Genomic DNA, 16826 nt, shown 5'->3' with positions numbered 1-16826 from the left:
CGTAGCCCGGCTGGGCGCCGGTTCAGCCCTGCACCGCCCCCCTCTCCACCACTTCGGCATGTCGAGGGGCGGGCAGCAGCGGGTGCAGGGCGCGGAAACCCGGGACGATGACGGTGAAGCTGTGGCCGAGCAGGTTCCGGTCGCGGTGCTGTACCGGGGGCAGGCGGGAGAAGTGCTCTCCCGACTCCCTCCAGGTCCGGCGCTGGTAGACGGCGGCGTCGATGTACGTGGATGTACTTCGTGGCCGTCCCAGAGCCCGATGGCGTTGCGCGGGCCCGGCGAAACCGGCGTCGCCGCCCGAGTCGAGGATGCCGCGTGGGGCCCCTGGACCGCCCGGCACGGGTGACCTATCGTCGGCCGGGGTGTGCCGGGAAGTCTGGTCGGCGTGACGGAGGATCACGTCCCGGAAAGGCCACACCATGAGAAGCGATCTCACGATCCGGCTCGCCCGAGTACGGCGAACCGTCTGGGCGCGACACGCCAACCCCTGGAGTGCGTGGTCGCGTTGGGCCACCACTCCGCTGGTCCTGCTGCCCGTGTGGACCCGCAGCTGGCCGCACGCGGCAGCGACGACGACGTGGTTCGCGCTCAATCCGGTGCTCTTCCCCGAACCGGCGGATGATCGGGCCTGGTCGACCCGGGCGATTCTCGGTGAGAAGCAGTGGATCGCGGAGCGGCCGAAGGACCTGGCCCTGGTCGTCAACGCTTCGGCCGCGGGTGCCTCGGTCGTCGCGGTGGCTGCTGCGTACCGGCGTCGGCCGGTCGCCGCCGCGTCGGCCACCGGTGCGCAGATGGCCCTGACCCTGGTGTACTGGGAGTTGATGACCCGTTACCTCGAACGCCGTCAACGATGAGTCCGCTGAGTGCCACTGTCCGTGCCGACTGTGCAAAACCTGCGGCACGGCAGCACGACAGCACGACGGCACATCGAGCGAGGAGAACCGGAACCGCCCATGAACGCCGAACAGCCTTCAGCCGTCGCCGCCCCCGACCTGTACGACCGATCCGGAAAGCGCTACTCCCTGGACGATCCCCGCTGGCGGGGCGAGGACGGCAGCCCCCTGTCCGTCAGTGCACTGCCGGGCCTGCGCCCCGAGCAGATCGACACCTCCGAACGGTCCGTATGGCGCTACCACGCGGCGCTGCCCGTCCCGGCCGCCCGCCGGGTGAGCCTGGGCGAGGGGTGTACGCCGATGATTCCTGTCGACTGGGCCGGCCGACGCGTCCACTTCAAGCTGGAGTGGTTCAACCCGACCTCCAGCTTCAAGGACCGGGGCGTGTCGGTGATGATGTCCCACCTCGCGGCGCACGGCGCCAAGCGCGTGCTTGAGGACAGTTCGGGCAACGGCGGGTCCGCGGTGGCCGCCTACGCCGCCGCGGCCGGTATCCGCGCGAAGATCATCGTCCCGGCCGCCACCTCGGCGGCCAAGATCCTCCAGGCCCGCGCCTACGGAGCCGAGATCGAGGTCGTGCACGGCACCCGCGGCGAAGTCTCGGACGAGGCGATCCGACAGTCGGAGCACATCCCCTACGCCAGCCACAACTGGCACCCCATGTTCCTTCAGGGCACCAAGACCATCGCCTACGAGATGTGGGAGTCCCTCGGCTTCACCGCGCCGGACAACGTCGTTCTCGTGGCCGGGGCAGGCAGCAACATCATCGGGTGCGATCTCGCGTTCGGTGAACTGCTCGACGCCGAACAGATCGACAGGCGCCCGCGGTTGTTCGTCGGACAGCCCGAGCACTGGGCGACCATCGCCGACACGTACAACGGCATCGACCCGGCCGACCGCGGCGAGCGGGTGCCGACCATCGCCGAAGGCGCGTCCCTCGCCCACCCGGTCCGGCTGCCCGAGGCGGTGGAGGCCATCCGCCGCTCCGACGGCGCGGCCTACGCCGTCCCCGAGACGGAGATTCACGCAGCGGTCCGCGCCCTGAGCGCGCGGGGCCTGTACGCGGAGCCGACCAGCAGCGTCGCCGCGGCGACCCTCGACCACTTCATCGCGACCGGGGCGATCGCTCCGGGACAGACGACCGTGGTGGTGCTCACGGGCGCGGGGCTGAAGTCCGCCGAGAAGATGGCCGCGGTGTTCGCCGGACCACGGTGACGCCGCTCAGCAATCGGGCAGCGCAGGTCGCGTCCGGTTCCGGTGTGCCCTGCGCGGACAGCCGGAGCCGAGCCGTTCTCTCCGCACCTGCCCGGAGGTCCATGACAGGGCGTCGTCGCTTCCGGCGTCCGGCTGCTCCTTGCCGCCGACGCCGACGGCAAGAGTGGTGGTGAGCCCCAGGGTGCGCGCCGTGATCCGTCCGGCGCCGCTGCCCGTCAGCGACTTCACGGTGAAGGAGCCCTGCCCGTCGTCGGTGACGGAGAAGAGGGAGTGGTCGTACTCCAGCCGCACGTCCTGCGGTTCGACCGGTGCGCCGACGGAGTGGGCGTCGAACCCGACGATGCCGAAGGTGCCGGATGCCCCGGCGTTGGCGAGTGCCACGCGCCGGGTGGTGGGTCGGATGCCGACGAGCGGGTCGAGGACCGTGAGCCGCGTGCCGCCTGCGACCGATCCGAGCTCGGCCCGAACCTCCGTGGTGCCTGGAGAGCGTGCGGTGAAGACGCCGTGGCTGTCGACCCGGCCCACCGAGGGGCGTACGGTCCGCCAGTTCGGAGCGCCGCCGGCGGGGCCGTAGGTCTCGTCGTGTCCGGCGGCCGTCAGTCGGCGGGTCAGCCCGGGGAAGACCCGCTCGGGGCGGCCGCCCCTGACAGGGTCCACGGTCGGGGCGGTATCGGCACGGGTACGGGGCTCCACCCAGAAGCCCTGGAGCCGCCCGCTGCCGTCCGGCGCGGTGAGGGCGATGCCGTTGGGGACGGCGCGTTCGCGGCCCCCCGAGGGGCTGTTCTCCACCCGGAGCCTGTCGCTGCCCGGCATGCGGGCCACCAGCGTGGAGGAGCCTCCGCCGTCCAGGTTGAGCGCGCTGTACGCTCCGGCCTTCTTCATCATCAGGCCCAGTTCGGTGAGGGTGACGCCGGCACTGGCAGCCTGCCTGCCGTCGACGGTCATGAGCCGCATCGAGGAGCCGTCGCGCGAGAAGCCGACCGCGGTTCGCGGCGCGGCGGTGTTGTTGCCCCTGCCCTCGTGGACCTGCGCCTGTCCGTCCACGACGAGCAGTTCACGTCCGCCGACGGCGGTGCGCGGAAGCGGTCCGGAGTCGGTGCGCGGCCGGTGCTCCAAGGTGACCGGGTCACCTTGGCGCAGCGCGGCGAGCTCCGCCGCGCCCGCCTCCCTGCCGAGCAGTACGGTCGTGCCGCCGGCGATCGCTCCGCGCCCGGGACGGTCCGTCACGGACACGACCCGTCCGCCGCGTACGGCGACCTCGGCGACCGGGGTCGCGTGGTCCACGGTGAGCGCCCGGTCGGCGCTCCCCCAGCCCGCCGTGTACGCGCCGATGCCACCGGGGGGCACATTGGCCGCGTTGTACGCGTCCAGCGCGCGGGGGCCGCCGGGAAGGGTCACGCTCCCTTCGAAGTACAGCCGCAGGAGGCGCCCCGCCGTCCCGGGCCCGATGCCGACGGCACGGTGGGCGCCCGTCGCCGGGGAGTGGACCAACCGGCCTCGCGCGAGACCGGGCCCCTGGGGCGCCCCGGTCCCGTAGATGTCGAAGAAGTCGGCGTTGACGGCGGCGACGGTACGGCGGCCGGGCCCGGGGTCGTGCCGGGCGGCCAGCTCGGAGACCGTGCGGCGCTCCGAAACCTTGCCCGAGGAGAGGTGGTCGGCCCGCGCGACACCGGCGCGGAGGTCTACGGAGAGCATGTCGACGCGTAGCCGCTTGTCCGATTCGAGCCGGTCGTACGAGGTCAGCCGGACACCCGGGGCGACCGGCCGCGAGACGCGCGCCGTCTCCATTCCGTCGGCGACGGTGCGGAGTCGCCCCGGGCCGACGGTTCCCCGCCCGGGTGCGCCCGCGCCCCCGGACGGCGCCGCCACCGGCCGCGGCACCTCGACGACGCTGCCGGACCCGGGACGAGGGGCAGCGGCGGCAGGGGACGGGGGCATCGCGCCCATGGTGAGAGCGACGACGGCCGCGAACACCACGAGGCTGCGCCCAGCGACACCAGAGCCCACGACTTCTCCTGAGATCGGCGCGAACACACGGGCCGACGCCAACCACCGGAAGCATCGCCGTTGTACCCACCAATGAACCAGGAGAGGTGGCAAACGCCGGGCAGAACACGCGGTGCCCGCACCTACCAGCGGTTCGGCCTCGCCATGAGCGCGCGGGCGCACCGTGAGGACTCCGCGGCGGCTCGGGGACAGCCGAATCTCACGTACACTGAATGGCTGTTCGGATCATCGCGCTGGTGATCGAGGGGTGACCGTGGAGGTACCGGATCGAGGAGTGGGACGACGTATCGTCAACATGACGACGCTTCAGGTCGGTTGCGGATCCCCGGGACATTGGTCAGGCGTATACGCGTACCGGACGCTCCTCGGCGAGAAGACGCCGTGCCTCCCGCGTGGCCGTGGTCACGATTTTTCGGGCGCTCCCGGCCACACGATGCATTCGAGCACGAGCCCTCCAACTGTCGCTCAGCGGCGGAACGACGTGCAGTGCGGCCGAGCCTTGATTTGCAGGACCCCGGACGGTCGGAAAGACTAGCACTCGAAAACAATGCTTACATTTTCTAAACGAACTATGCAGTGAGTCGAGGCCGGAATGGGATCGGCACTTCAGAGCCGTTCTCCAGACCGGCCCGCAGGGCGGATTTCCCAGCTTCCTCACGTGAGCCGGAGGGGCCACACATGTTGGCGACCGACGTCCCCGACGTAAGCGTGATCATCATCGTCTACAACGATGCGGAACGAATACAAAGAGCTGTCCGTTCCGTCCTTTCGCAGACCTTGCAGAACGTGGAAGTGATCATTTCGGACGACTGCTCGACGGACGGGACCGAGCACGTCTCCCGACAGCTCGCAGCGAGCGAGGAGCGGGTTCGCTACGTCCGCCTGGAGAAGAACAGCGGCGGGTGCAGCGCGCCGCGAAACCGTGGAATCAGCGTGGCCAGGGCCCCGTACCTGATGTTCCTGGACAGCGACGACGAGCTGCCCGTTCACGCCTGCAAGAGCTTGCTGCTGGCGGCCGAGGAGTCAGGGGCCGACTTCGTCACCGGAGCGGTCACCCGGCTCTACGAGGAGACCGGCAGAACCGAACTCTGGTATCCCAATCTCTTCACCGAGCAGCGGGTCGTCGAGGGAATCCGTACAGCACCGGAGTACTTTTTCGACCACCTGTCGACGAACAAGCTCTACCGTGCGGACTTCATCAGCGGAAACGCCCTGCGCTTCCCCGAGGGGGTCCATTACGAGGATCAGCTCTTTTCTACGCAGGCGTTCTGCTCCGCCAAGTCCTTTGGCGTGGTCCCCTGGGAGATATACACCTGGCGGCTGGCTCCGGCCAGTGCGTCCATTTCCTCCAGCCGTCACAAGATCCAGAACGTGCGGGATCGCATCGCCATCGCTCGCATGTGTGATGCGTACCTGGAATCCTCGGGAAATGCCGACCTGCGTGGCGAGAAGGACTACAAGTTCCTCGCTCATGACCTGAGGCTCTACCTCGGGGACCTTCCGTTCCGGGACGCGGCATGGATCAGCGAGTTCGCCGAAGCAGTCAACCCGTACCTGGAAGAAATCGCTCTCGACACCTACGCGCGACTGCGCAGGGAGGAGCGCGTCTGCCTGTACCTGCTCCGGGCAGGACGCCTCGACGAGGCGGTCGAGGCCGCCCGCGGACTCGGCAGACCGTCGATCGCACCGCGCCACACAGCGGCCGACGACGGCCGCACCTATTGGGGGAGCACGGTTCCGAAGGACGAGGCGGGGCGTGCTGAGCTCGACCTCAGCGAATGGCACATGTCGGAGCAGTCCTTCACCGGCGGTCGCCTCCGGCACGAGGTGGAGTCGGTGACATGCGCGGGGCCCGTCCTGAGGCTCAGGATACGCAGCTACGACCCTTCCGGAATGCTGCCGTCTCTCTCCGACGGCCTCGAAGCCAGCGTGCGGCTCGCCGGCACGGGTCGGCCGATGGTCGTCCCCATGGAGCTCCAGCCGGAAGGGAACGGGATCTACCTCTCCGAGGTGCTTCTCGACCTCCGCAGGATCCCGGTGAACCTGATCGGACTCTCCTGCCGCCGCCACCCGGTCGTCGTGCTCTCCCACGGGAAGAAGAAGCGCACCGACAGCCTCCTCCTCACCCACCCGGCGGCCGTCCCCGTCCACCAGACCCCCGTCACCTACCGCGGCATCGGCTCCCATCAGGTCAAGGTCGCTCCGGAACAAAGCGGAGCGGGCCGCCTGGAGATCACCTGGCACCGCGTCGGCATCCTGGCGGCTGCGGAGCCACTGGGCCCCCAGGTGAGGGCGGCCAAGAAGCGACTCGCCCGCGTCAAGCGGACCCTCACCGGCAGTCAGAGCAAGGCGACTGTGTACGACGCCCTCGCCAGGCTGCCACGCAAACGTGCGCTTGCCCTGTTCGAGGCGGCCGAGGGCCGCGGCTACACCGACAGCCCGCGCTACATCTACGAGGAGCTGCGCCGGCGGAACCTCCCCATCGACGTGGTGTGGTCGTACAGCGGAAGCACCGACTCGTTCCCCGACGACGTCACCCTGGTGCGGCGCGGCAGCTGGGAGTACACCAGGGTTCTGGCCAGGGCGAGTTACTGGGTCGACTCCCACAACCTGCCCTACATGTACCCCAAGCCCCCGCACACCCGCTACCTGCAGACCTGGCACGGCCAGACCCTCAAGACCATGGGGTTCGACACCCCCGCGCTCAGAGCCGCCTCCCCGGCATCGCAGGACGAATTCCGGGCAGCCGTCCGCCGTTGGGACGCGTTGGTGTGTCCGAGTGCGGAATTCGAGCGGACCTTCATCCCGGCTTTCGAGACCACCGCCGACCCGATCCGCTCCGGGTACCCGCGCAACGACGTCCTGGTGCGCCACAACGAGCCGGCGCAGCGGGACACAGCCGCCCGGATCCGGGCCGAGCTGGAGATACCCGACCACCACAAGGTGCTCCTCTACGCGCCGACGTTCCGCGACAGCGGCCGGCACTCGGGCGATTCGGTCCGTGTCGATCTGGAGACCGTGGCCCAGGCATGCCACGAGTGGACGGTCGTCGTCAGAACCCACCCCTACGACAAGTTCACCGTGCCCACGCAACTGAGGCACGCGGTCCGCAACGGAACGGACATCGCGGACGTCAATGACCTGATGCTCGCCTCCGACGCGCTGCTCACCGACTACTCGTCCATCATGTTCGACTACGCGAACACCGGGCGGCCCATTCTGCTGTACACGGACGACTACGAGAACTACCGGAACAGCGAACGCGGCACCTACTACGACCTGGAGGAAATTTCTCCAGGACCGCTCCTGAAAACCTCCGAGGAACTCGCCCAGACCTTGCAGAACCTGGACGCAACGGCCGCCGACCACCAGAAGCAGTACGCGGAATTCCAAGAAATGTTCTGCTCCTACGAGACCGGTCAGGCGAGCCGGACGGTTGTCGATGCATTCTTCGGAGGCAACGGAAATGGCTGACAGCATGACAGCGAGGGACATCTTCCTCGTAGGATTCGACGTCGACTCGCTGGGCGGATCGCAGCGAGTGCTGCACACCCTGGCCCAGGGGATGGGCGACCGCGGGCACCGGGTCCGCCTCGTCGGTCTGCGAAAGAGCCCGGAACCCTTCCCCTACAACGCCGCACCCTCCTACAAGCACTCCACCCTCTACTCGCTCCCCGCGAGGCCGGCGTGGCGTCCGCGCACACTGACCGAACGGCTGAACAGCAGCCAGCGCCGTGCCGCGAAGGAGGCCCGGGTCGACCGGCAGCAAGCGAGATCATCCTTCGCGAGGATGCTCGGCGAAGCGGAGAAGGGCTTCGTCATCTTCGGCTCGCCGTGGGCGGTGGACTGGGGAGTCGGCATGGACTGGGGGCGTTTCAAAAGGGTCGGCCAGTACCATGAGTCGTTCGAACAGGCTCGCACCTCGGCGAATCTCCGGCTGATAAAGAAGCACTATCCCGCCTTGGACAAAACGCTCGTCCTCAGCGACGGCGACGCTCGGGAATTCCGCAACCAGCGGATCCCCAATGTTTCCGTCATGCCCAATCCCCTGCCGTTCTACCCCGACGAGCCCGCGTCACTGGACACGCTGCGGATAGGTGCGGTGGGCCGATTCGAGCAGGTCAAACGGATTGACCGGCTTCTCGAAGCCTTTGCGAAAGCCGCGCCGGGGCGGCCCGGGTGGGAGCTGCACCTCTTCGGGGACGGCCCGCTGGAGAACATGCTGCGGGACACCGCGGCACGGCTCGGTGTGGCCCGGCAGGTCGTCTTCAGGGGCACTGCCACGTCCATGCAGTCCGTCTACGCCGAACTGTCCGCCGTGGTCATCAGCAGCGAACGCGAGGGCCGCCCGATGGCTCTCGCGGAGGCGGCGGCATGCGGTGTTCCGTGCGTCAGCTTCGACCTGTCGGGCGGAGTGCGCGAGCTGGTCAAGGACGGCGTCACCGGCACTCTCGTACCGTCGGGCGACATACAGGGCCTGGCCGCGGCCATGGGTGCCCTCATGGACGACGAAAAGATGCGCCGAGCCTACGGAGCCGCCGCCCGCGACCACGTCGCCGACCTGGCACTGCCGAGGGTCCTCGACCGATGGGAAACGCTCTTCGCGCAGGTCGAGCGCTGAACCGAGTACCTGGGGCTGCTCCCGCGGCGAGCGCGTTGCGTACGGCAGCCCCAGTACCTGGTCGGCGTCACAGCCCACCCCGCGTCTCCAAGCGCAGTGCGAGGTCTTCCTGCCGCGTCACAGGATGAACGACTCGGGCATAAACAGTGCGAGAAAGCTGGACGTGGTGATACTGCCGTCGGATGAGCGTCACGTGGAGGTCCGCGTCCAGCGTGACGCGCGGGCAGTGGTCCGGCGGCCGTCCGATGACCGGCTTACGGCCGCGGCGCTCGGCCCGCCCCGCAGTGAGGGCCGGCTCGGCCAACTCCACCGGGCATCGGACGGATCGCCGGGATCGTCGCCGGCGTACGGACACGCTCCGAAGGCCCGGCGGCTCCCGTCGCGCAGACCAGCGCCCGAAGCAACACCACGTACCGCACGACGCGTTGGGGTGAAACAGAAGCGGCAGGACGAAGGCCCCGCGGAGCGCGCGGTGTAAGTCCGGCAACCGCCGGAGAAGTACGCGTGCACGCAGTGGCTCTCTCCGCGCACCCCGCCGTGGGAACGGAACGGCGCCTGTCCCGAGGGCCGGAGGGTTCGTCCTGACCGCGCGGCCCGGTGTTCCCGTCGGCCTCCCGGCAGGGTGATTCCTCTGCCGTGCAACTCCCGGACGAACCCGGCGTACCACCAACGGACCGTGTGCGAGCCGGTCGCGAGGTTGCGCGCACACTCTGCGTCAGACCATTGACACTCGTTGATCGGATTCGCCAGGATGTGCTGACTTCGCTGGTAGAGCGACTGTCGGCGCGGGGGGAAGAAGGTTGCGCATGATGGGGTGTCAGGCCGCTGTGCGAAAGTACCATCGAGGGGTGCGAGAGCCGTGAGCACTCTTGTGGTCGTCGGTGCCAATCCGACCGTGGCCCGGGAGGCGAAGGCGCTGCCGTGCAAGGTGGTTCACGTGCAGTTGCCCGGTGCTCCCGCCCTCGACCACGACGACCAGGTCCTCACCACCGACTTCCTGGACCTGTCCGACTTCCGGGTCTTCACCGAAGAGGTCCTGCGGCCCCTGGCACCTGCCGCTGTGGTCTCCCTGACCGAACTCGGTCTGGAGCCGGCGGCTCTCGCGGCCCGTCAACTGGGCGTGGTCGGCGTCGACTCGGCCGTGGTACGGGTCACCCGCGACAAGCTGGAGATGCGGCGGACACTGGAGTGCAGGGCCCCGCACCTGAATCCGGCGTTCGCGGCAGGCGACGACGAACAGGCGGTGGCCCGCCTGTTCGCTGCCCACGGGCGGGTGGTGGCCAAGCCGGTCGACGGGGTCGGCAGTGCCTCCGTCGTCCTCGTCGAGGACGTCAGGGACCTCCCCGCGGACCGCCGTACGGCGGCGACCCTGCTCGAACAGTTCGCTACGGGGCGCGAGTTCAGCGTCGAGGCGCTCTCCGAAGGCGGCCGGCACACCGTTGTGGGCATCGCCGAGAAAGGCACCACGGACGGGTTCATCGAGGTCAGCCACATGATGCCGCCCCCCTCCCTGGACGCGCCGACGCAGCGACTGGTTGGTCGCGCGGTGGGCGAACTCCTCGACGCCATCGGCCTGACCGATGGCCCCAGCCACACCGAAGTCATGGTCGACGGCGAGGAAGTCGTCGTCATCGAGACCCATACCCGGCTCGGTGGAGACGGCATCGCCGACCTGGTCCGGCTCACCACCGGAGTCGAATGGCGCCAGGCCGCCCTCGGCTGGGCGGTCGGAGCCGGAATCCGCCGCGGGACCGCCGCAGCACCCGCAGCCGCCACCGTCTTCCTCACCGCGCCCCCCGGACGGGTGACGGCCATCGCGCCCTCGCCCGCCCTCGCCCACGGGGACATCCATTCCTGGGACCTTCCGGTCCTCCCCGGGGACGAGGTCCACCCGCTGCGCTCCTCCGCTGACCGGCTCGGCATGGCGGTGCTGACCGCTGCCGACATCGGGGCCTGCAAGGCCGCCGTCGCGGAACTGATCGCCGCTGCGCTGGTCACCACCGCACCCGTCCCGGCGTCCTGACCGCTTCGGTCCCCGCGCCGCTCTCCGGCTGCCTCGACTCTTCCGACACGTCATCACATGGAGGACACATGTCTGTGCAGAATCACCCCATTTCGTACGACTTCCACGGGGATGCCCCCTTCTCGATGCCTTTCAGGGACATCAAGCCCGAGGACATACACATCTACCTCGACCTCGACACCAAGGTGGGGAAGAACACCTGCGGACAGAAGTGCACCCACTGCTGGTTCGTCAACTACGAGAAGGTCTACGACAAGTCCTTCGCCATGGAGGAGGGCCCCCGCATCCTGGAAGGACTCCAGTCGCACGGGTACCACGTCTACCCCCGCTACGTGGACAGCTTCGCCTACGACGGCGAGTTCATGCGGATCTACGGGCCGGCCAACAACCGCGAGTTCCGGCAGGAGTCCGACCACAAGCCCACCGAGACGATGGAGAAGGGCGACGCCTGGACCAGCGGCCGCCCGCTGCTTGCCGACAACTGGAGGGAACTGCTCGATCTGGCCGTCAAGAACGGCTACGGCACCATATCCATCACCTACCACGGAGTGATCGACGAGGACCTCAAGGTCGTCGACCACAAGACGTACCCCATCAAGGGTGTCTTCTCCGGTGCGGAGACCGAGAAGGTGCTGCGCCGCATCGCCGAGTACAACGAGGGGATCGACCCCCAGGACGCGTTCCGCGTCAACATCGGCGTCACCATCGGCCGTCACAACCACGGCCGTACCTCCCTGGAGCGCTACGCCCACTACTTCAACAAGCTGGGCGTGGCCACCGTCCGGTTCAACAACTTCACCGACCACGGTGGCCGCCACCCCGAGCTGCGTCTCTCCCGCGAGGAGACGGAGCAGGTGTACCGCGACTTCAAATGGGTCCACGACACGATCCCGCTGGACTTCCAGCTCGGCGTCAGCGAGGACTTCGGCACCTTCGGCATCAAGGCCATGGGCTTCCCCAGCCACGTCGGCTGGTGTCGGGCGGGCCGTCAGCTGTTCGCAGCCATCCCCGCACAGGAAGAGACCCTCTACGACGGTCCCGACGGCCGTCGCGAGAAGATCGGCGACGTCGTCGGCTGCGTCAACACCTTCGAGCCGCACCTGGGAATCCTGGTGCGCACCTCCGCCCCCGGCACGGTCGGCGACAACGTCACGTACGACGTGGAGTTCGACCACGAGGAAATCGAGGCGTTCACCGCCAAGAGACTCTCCGGGACGTACAAGGACGGCTGCTTCGCCACCGAGCTGTCCGAGGAGCTCGGTCTCGTCTCCCGAGTCCCCCAGCGGCACCGACTGCCGCTGCTCGTCGACTCACAGAACTGACCCGGAAGAAGACCGCAGCCATGCGCCACATCCTCGTCTTCGTGAAGACGCCCCACACCAAGACCCCCTATGACCGGTGGCTGGCCGGCACAGGGGTCACACCGGTCATCGTGACCGCGACCGAGTACGCGGCGGGATACGCCCACCTCCCGCACGTACACGCCTTCGACGCATACGACACCAACCAGCTCGTCGAGAAGACCGCGATGGGCCTGGCCCGAGAATTCGCCGTCGAAGCGGTCTTCGCCCGCGCCGAGGCCGACGTCGTACGGGCCGCCCAACTGCGGGAACTGCTCGGCCTGCCGGGCCAGCACACCGCCAGCGCGCTCGCCTTCCGCGACAAGGTGGTCATGAAGGACCACCTCGCCCGCGGCCCCGTCGACGTGCCCGCCTACCGGCGTCTCGACTCGGCGTACACCGCCCTCGGCTTCGTGGCCGAGCACGGCTACCCGGTCGTGATCAAACCGGTGTCCGAGTCGGGCTCGCTGGGCGCGGCGATCATCCGCGACGAGGCGGACCTGGATGCGTACCTGGCCGACCCCTGGCGGGGGAACAGCGAGATCGAGGCGTTCGTTCCCGGCCAGATGTACCACGTCGACGGACTGGTGGCAGGCGGCGAAGTGGTCTTCGTCCACCCCTTCCGCTACCTCAACGACTGCCTGTCCTTCCGGGACGACGACTGGGTGGGCAACCTCCCGCTCGCTCCGCAGGACCCGTTGTACGACCGGCTGGTCAAGGCGGCGCGGGCAGTCCTGGCCGAGCTGCCGACCCCGCCGCAGACCGCTTTCCACGCCGAGTTCTGGATCACCCCCGACGACCGGCTGGTCTTCTGCGAGATCGCCAGCCGGACCGGTGGTGGCATGATCAGTGCGATGGTCCGGCACGCGTTCGGGATCGACCTGGACAAGGAGTGGCTGTATGCGGAGTGCGGTCTGCCCCCGACGTTCGGCACTCCCGCGTACCGGCCCGCCGGAGCACTGTGCATCCCCCCGAGGAGCGGGGTGCTGGAGGAACTGCCGGAGGCCGGGTCCGGACGACCGGGCTGCGTACGCGAGGCGACACTGACCGGGGCAGTCGGCCAGGAGTTCCACGGCGGAGTCAAATCCGGTCTGTTCCTGGCCGGTTACGTGGTCGACGGAGACACAGAGGAAGACGTGACAGCCAATCTCGAACGCGTGGCGGGCTGGTTCTCCGACCACACCCGGTGGCGGCCCGCCGACTCCTGCGGAGGTACGGCATGAGCGCGACCGCACCCGAGGGCCCCACCGCCGCGCGGCTCACCGGCCCACTCGTCGATGTCCACTGGCTGGCCGCACAACGCGAAGAGGGCGTGGTCGTCTTCGACGCCTCCGTCGGCGCCCACCGGGGCACGGCCGCGCGCATCCCCGGGGCCCGGCCCTTCGACCTCGACGGGGAGCTGTCCGACCACAGCTCCGCCCTGCCCCACACCATGCCCGGTGTCCAGCAGTTCACCGAGGCACTGCGCGCGCTCGGCGTCAACGACACCGACACGGTCGTCGTCTACGACGCCCGGGGCATCTACTCCAGCGCCCGCGCCTGGTGGATGCTGCGCACCATGGGCCTCGACCGGGTCGCCGTCCTCGACGGCGGCCTGCCCGCCTGGGCCGCGGCCGGCCACCCGGTGGAGCCGACGCCCGCCCGATACGACGGCCCGCGCGGCACCTTCACCGCCCGGCCCCGGCCCGCTCTGACCGTGGACGCCGACGCCGTTGCCGCCGCCCTGGCCGACCCGGCCTCCGCCGTTCTCGACGCACGCACCCGTGAGCGGTACCTCGGCACCGCGCCCGAGCCGCGCCCCGGTCTGCGCGCCGGCCACATGCCGGGGTCCGTCAGCCTGCCCTTCGGGGAGATCCAGCGGGACGGCGGCAGGATGCGGCCGCCGAACGAGCTGCGCACAGCGTTCGAAACGGCGGCCGGCAAGCGGGAGCGGCTGTACTTCAGCTGCGGCTCCGGCGTCACCGCATGCATCCTCGCCCTCGGAGCCACCCTCGCCGGCTACCGGGAACTCGCCGTGTACGACGGCTCGTGGAGCGAATGGGGTCTGCCCTCCGACCGCCCGGTGGCCACTGGCCAAGCCGCCGACGAGAGCCACGCACAGTGACCGGAAAACTCCGCGGTGGCGGACCCGCCACGAAGTGGCGGACCTTCACCGGCCTGCCCGGCGGCCTCAAGGCCCTCATCGGATTGTCCTTCGTCGTCGCCTTCGGCAGCTACATGGTCACTCCCTTCATCGGCGTGCTCATGGTCAAGGCCGTCGGCCTCGACATCAGGGTCGCCGGGGTCCTGGTGGCCGTCGCCACGTTCATCCAGTTCGGCGGCAGCATCCTCGGCGGCACGGTCGTCAAGCGGCTCGGACTCAAGCGGACCATGGTGCTCGCGCTCACCCTGCGCACCGTGGGCCTGGTTCTTCTCGGGCTGGCAGTCACCGCTCCCTGGGTCGCGTACCCGGCCGTCGTCCTCGTCGCGGCCGGCCCCGCGCTGTACCTCCCCGCGAACAAGGCGTACATCGTCACCAGCGTCTCCGACGCCCTGCGCCCGCTCTTCCTCGGGGTGAGCAGCGCCGCCCTCAACGCGGGCATGGGGCTGGGACCACTGCTCGCCGCGCTGCTGATCGACGCGGACCCCGTGCTGCTGCTCATCGGTCTCGCGGCGTTCTTCGCCCTGGTCACCGTGGCGCACCAGGCTGCCTTGAAGCCGGTCGGGCCCCGGCCGGGCACGACTCCTGCACGGAACAGGGACGAGCGGGGCACCGGGATCCGGACAGCGCTGCGCGGCGCGCTCCGCCCGGTCCTCTTCACCGCCCTCGCCTTCTATCTCTACTTCTTCTTCCAGAGCTTCATCGGCCTGTACGCGTCCGCGGTGTCCAACATCCAGGTCCTCGGCTGGGTGATGCTGCTCAACTGCGTCATGATGGTGCTGCTCCAGCCACTTCTCGCCGACCACATCGCACGCGCCAACTACCGCCTGCTGCTGGTCGGCTCGTTCGCCCTGATGGCCCTCGGCATGGGGGTCATGGCTCTCGGCAGCACCCCGGCGCTGCTGGCCGGCACCGCCCTCTTCTCCCTCGGTGAGATATTCCTCTTCCTGCGCTGCGACCTCGAACTCGTGGACCGCGTTCCGGACAACCCCGCCCTCGCCTTCGGCGTCCAGCGGATGACCGCCGGCATCGGCGGTCTCCTGGCCGGCGTCGTCGGCGGATTCGTCTTCGCCCACTACGAGGCCGTCGGCGACCTGGGCATGTTCTGGCTGGTGGTGGCAGCACAATGCGCGGCCGCGGCGCTGCTCGCATTGCTGCTGGGCGGCCGACGGCCCGCCGCCCCCGAACGGCCTCTGCTGGCATCGGCGGTGAGCCGGTGAACGGGTCCGCTTCCTCGCAGGAGACGCGGTTCGTGCACGCCGGCTCCGATCCGCGCCGTCAGGGCGGCTACGTCAACCCGCCCGTTCACCGCGCGTCCACCGCCCTCTACCAGGACGTCGCCGAGATGGAAGCGTCCCAGGCGGACCCGCTCAAGACTGGGACACCGGTCTACGGCCGCTTCGGGACCCCCACCGGCCGCGCCTTCGAGGAAGCACTGTCCCAACTGGAGGGCGGCCACGCGGCGGTGGCGACCTGCTCGGGACTCTCGGCCATCACCACGGCGATCCTCGCGTATGTCCGGGCGGGCGACCACATCCTCGTCAGCGACTCCGTCTACCTGCCGACCCGGAAGTTCTGCGACTCGCTCGCCGCACTGGGAGTGGAGAGCGAGTACTACCGCCCGGACGCCGACGGCACCACGATCGAGGAGTTGATCCGCCCGCGCACCCGGCTGCTCTACCTGGAGTCCCCGGGCTCCACCACCTTCGAGGTGCAGGACATCCCAGCGATCACCGCCGTCTGCCGGGCCCGCGGGGTGGCGACCATCGCGGACAACACCTGGGCCACGCCCGTCTTCTGCCGACCACTGGAACTCGGCCCTGGTGTGGACGTGGTGGTGCACTCCGCGACCAAGTACCTGACGGGGCACGCGGACAGCCTCCTCGGCGCGATCGTGTGTACGGAGGAGAGCTACCCGGTCGTCCGCAGCGCGGCCATCCGGCTCGGCCAGTGCGCGAGCGCCGACGACCTCTACCTGGGCCTTCGGGGGCTGCGCACCCTGCCCGTACGGCTGGGGCGGCACCAGGAGCACGGGTTGGAGCTGGCTCGCTGGACTGCCGAGCAGGAGGGCGTGGCGGCCGTGCTGAACCCGGGACTGCCCGGCGACCCCGGTCACGACCTGTGGCGCCGCGACTTCACGGGTGCGCCGGGGCTGTTCGGGGTGGAGCTGGAGCCGCACTTCGGCAAACCGGCAGTGGACGCGATGCTCAGCCGGTTGCAGCTGTTCGGCCTCGGTCACAGCTACGGCGGCTACGAGAGCCTGATCGTGCCGACCGACCCGGTGTCCCACCGCCTGCCGGGCACCTGGGCGGGCCGTGGGCCGCTGGTGCGGGTGCACGTCGGCTTCGAGGACATCGGCGACCTGAAGAAGGACCTGACGGCGGGCTTCGCCGCCCTGCTGAGCGGAACCTGAGCGGACAGGAGAACGCAAGAGACGCCAGAGACTCCAGAGACCGGCGATCCCGATGATCCCCGGCCTGTTCGCCGGTCGGTTCGCGCTGGTCGCGCTGGTCGCGCTGGTCGCGTCGTGCTCGTCGTGCTCGCCGTGCTCGTCGCGCCCTGGGGCGGGGCGCGTCGGGCGGTTTTC

At 69.4% G+C, this 16826-nt stretch carries 12 protein-coding genes; 10 read left to right on the top strand and 2 right to left on the bottom strand.

Annotated elements, in window-relative coordinates; all coding sequences use genetic code 11:
- Positions 1–22 precede the first annotated feature (22 nt).
- The gene (locus tag ACQPZG_RS05475; protein ID WP_433544679.1) at positions 23–421 is read right to left on the bottom strand and encodes a hypothetical protein; all 399 of its coding nucleotides are present in this window, start codon (positions 419–421) and stop codon (positions 23–25) included.
- On the opposite strand from ACQPZG_RS05475, the gene ACQPZG_RS05470 reads away from it, so the two are divergent.
- Positions 420–854, top strand: coding sequence for a DUF6653 family protein (locus tag ACQPZG_RS05470; RefSeq protein ID WP_433544678.1), 435 nt, complete (start codon positions 420–422; stop codon positions 852–854). The genes ACQPZG_RS05475 and ACQPZG_RS05470 overlap by 2 nt on opposite strands.
- 99 nt (positions 855–953) lie before the next feature.
- The gene (locus tag ACQPZG_RS05465; protein WP_433544677.1) at positions 954–2108 is read left to right on the top strand and encodes a pyridoxal-phosphate dependent enzyme; all 1155 of its coding nucleotides are present in this window, start codon (positions 954–956) and stop codon (positions 2106–2108) included.
- 6 nt (positions 2109–2114) lie between these two features.
- On the opposite strand, the gene ACQPZG_RS05460 is transcribed toward ACQPZG_RS05465, so the two are convergent.
- Positions 2115–4115 (bottom strand): phosphodiester glycosidase family protein, encoded by a 2001-nt coding sequence (locus ACQPZG_RS05460; RefSeq protein WP_433544676.1) that lies wholly within the window; start codon positions 4113–4115, stop codon positions 2115–2117.
- 678 nt (positions 4116–4793) lie between these two features.
- On the opposite strand from ACQPZG_RS05460, the gene ACQPZG_RS05455 reads away from it, so the two are divergent.
- From ACQPZG_RS05455 to metC, 8 genes are all read left to right on the top strand, one after another.
- Positions 4794–7589, top strand: a complete 2796-nt coding sequence (locus ACQPZG_RS05455) for a bifunctional glycosyltransferase/CDP-glycerol:glycerophosphate glycerophosphotransferase (protein WP_433544675.1) — start codon at positions 4794–4796, stop codon at positions 7587–7589.
- A complete protein-coding gene (locus ACQPZG_RS05450) occupies positions 7582–8736 on the top strand; it encodes a glycosyltransferase (protein WP_433544674.1) in 1155 nt (384 codons plus the stop codon). Before ACQPZG_RS05455 ends, ACQPZG_RS05450 begins: the two co-directional genes overlap by 8 nt.
- An 859-nt stretch (positions 8737–9595) precedes the next feature.
- Entirely contained in the window at positions 9596–10759 is a 1164-nt protein-coding gene (locus ACQPZG_RS05445) for an ATP-grasp domain-containing protein (protein WP_433544673.1), read from the top strand.
- A gap of 68 nt (positions 10760–10827) precedes the next feature.
- Complete coding sequence (locus ACQPZG_RS05440; protein ID WP_433544672.1) at positions 10828–12081, top strand: radical SAM protein; 1254 nt, start codon at positions 10828–10830, stop codon at positions 12079–12081.
- 20 nt (positions 12082–12101) lie between these two features.
- A complete protein-coding gene (locus tag ACQPZG_RS05435; RefSeq protein WP_433544671.1) occupies positions 12102–13322 on the top strand; it encodes an ATP-grasp domain-containing protein in 1221 nt (406 codons plus the stop codon).
- Complete coding sequence (locus ACQPZG_RS05430) at positions 13319–14203, top strand: sulfurtransferase (protein ID WP_433544670.1); 885 nt, start codon at positions 13319–13321, stop codon at positions 14201–14203. The genes ACQPZG_RS05435 and ACQPZG_RS05430 overlap by 4 nt, the downstream gene beginning before the upstream one ends.
- Complete coding sequence (locus tag ACQPZG_RS05425) at positions 14200–15459, top strand: MFS transporter (RefSeq protein WP_433544669.1); 1260 nt, start codon at positions 14200–14202, stop codon at positions 15457–15459. Before ACQPZG_RS05430 ends, ACQPZG_RS05425 begins: the two co-directional genes overlap by 4 nt.
- A complete protein-coding gene (metC, locus tag ACQPZG_RS05420) occupies positions 15456–16652 on the top strand; it encodes a cystathionine beta-lyase (RefSeq protein WP_433544668.1) in 1197 nt (398 codons plus the stop codon). The genes ACQPZG_RS05425 and metC overlap by 4 nt, the downstream gene beginning before the upstream one ends.
- The last annotated feature ends 174 nt before the right edge of the window (positions 16653–16826 follow it).

This window comes from Streptomyces sp. CA-294286, assembly GCF_050947155.1.
Taxonomy (GTDB): Bacteria; Actinomycetota; Actinomycetes; order Streptomycetales; family Streptomycetaceae; genus Streptomyces.
The sequence above is the reverse complement of the archived record's forward strand: the minus strand, read 5'-3'. Positions and strand labels throughout refer to the sequence as shown.

Coding starts and splice junctions, on each gene's coding strand:
- ACQPZG_RS05470 (WP_433544678.1), top strand. CDS start 420: ATGAGAAGCGATCTCACGATCCGGCTCGCCCGAGTACGGCGAACCGTC.
- ACQPZG_RS05475 (WP_433544679.1), bottom strand. CDS start 421: ATGGTGTGGCCTTTCCGGGACGTGATCCTCCGTCACGCCGACCAGACT.
- ACQPZG_RS05465 (WP_433544677.1), top strand. CDS start 954: ATGAACGCCGAACAGCCTTCAGCCGTCGCCGCCCCCGACCTGTACGAC.
- ACQPZG_RS05455 (WP_433544675.1), top strand. CDS start 4,794: ATGTTGGCGACCGACGTCCCCGACGTAAGCGTGATCATCATCGTCTAC.
- ACQPZG_RS05450 (WP_433544674.1), top strand. CDS start 7,582: ATGGCTGACAGCATGACAGCGAGGGACATCTTCCTCGTAGGATTCGAC.
- ACQPZG_RS05440 (WP_433544672.1), top strand. CDS start 10,828: ATGTCTGTGCAGAATCACCCCATTTCGTACGACTTCCACGGGGATGCC.
- ACQPZG_RS05435 (WP_433544671.1), top strand. CDS start 12,102: ATGCGCCACATCCTCGTCTTCGTGAAGACGCCCCACACCAAGACCCCC.
- ACQPZG_RS05430 (WP_433544670.1), top strand. CDS start 13,319: ATGAGCGCGACCGCACCCGAGGGCCCCACCGCCGCGCGGCTCACCGGC.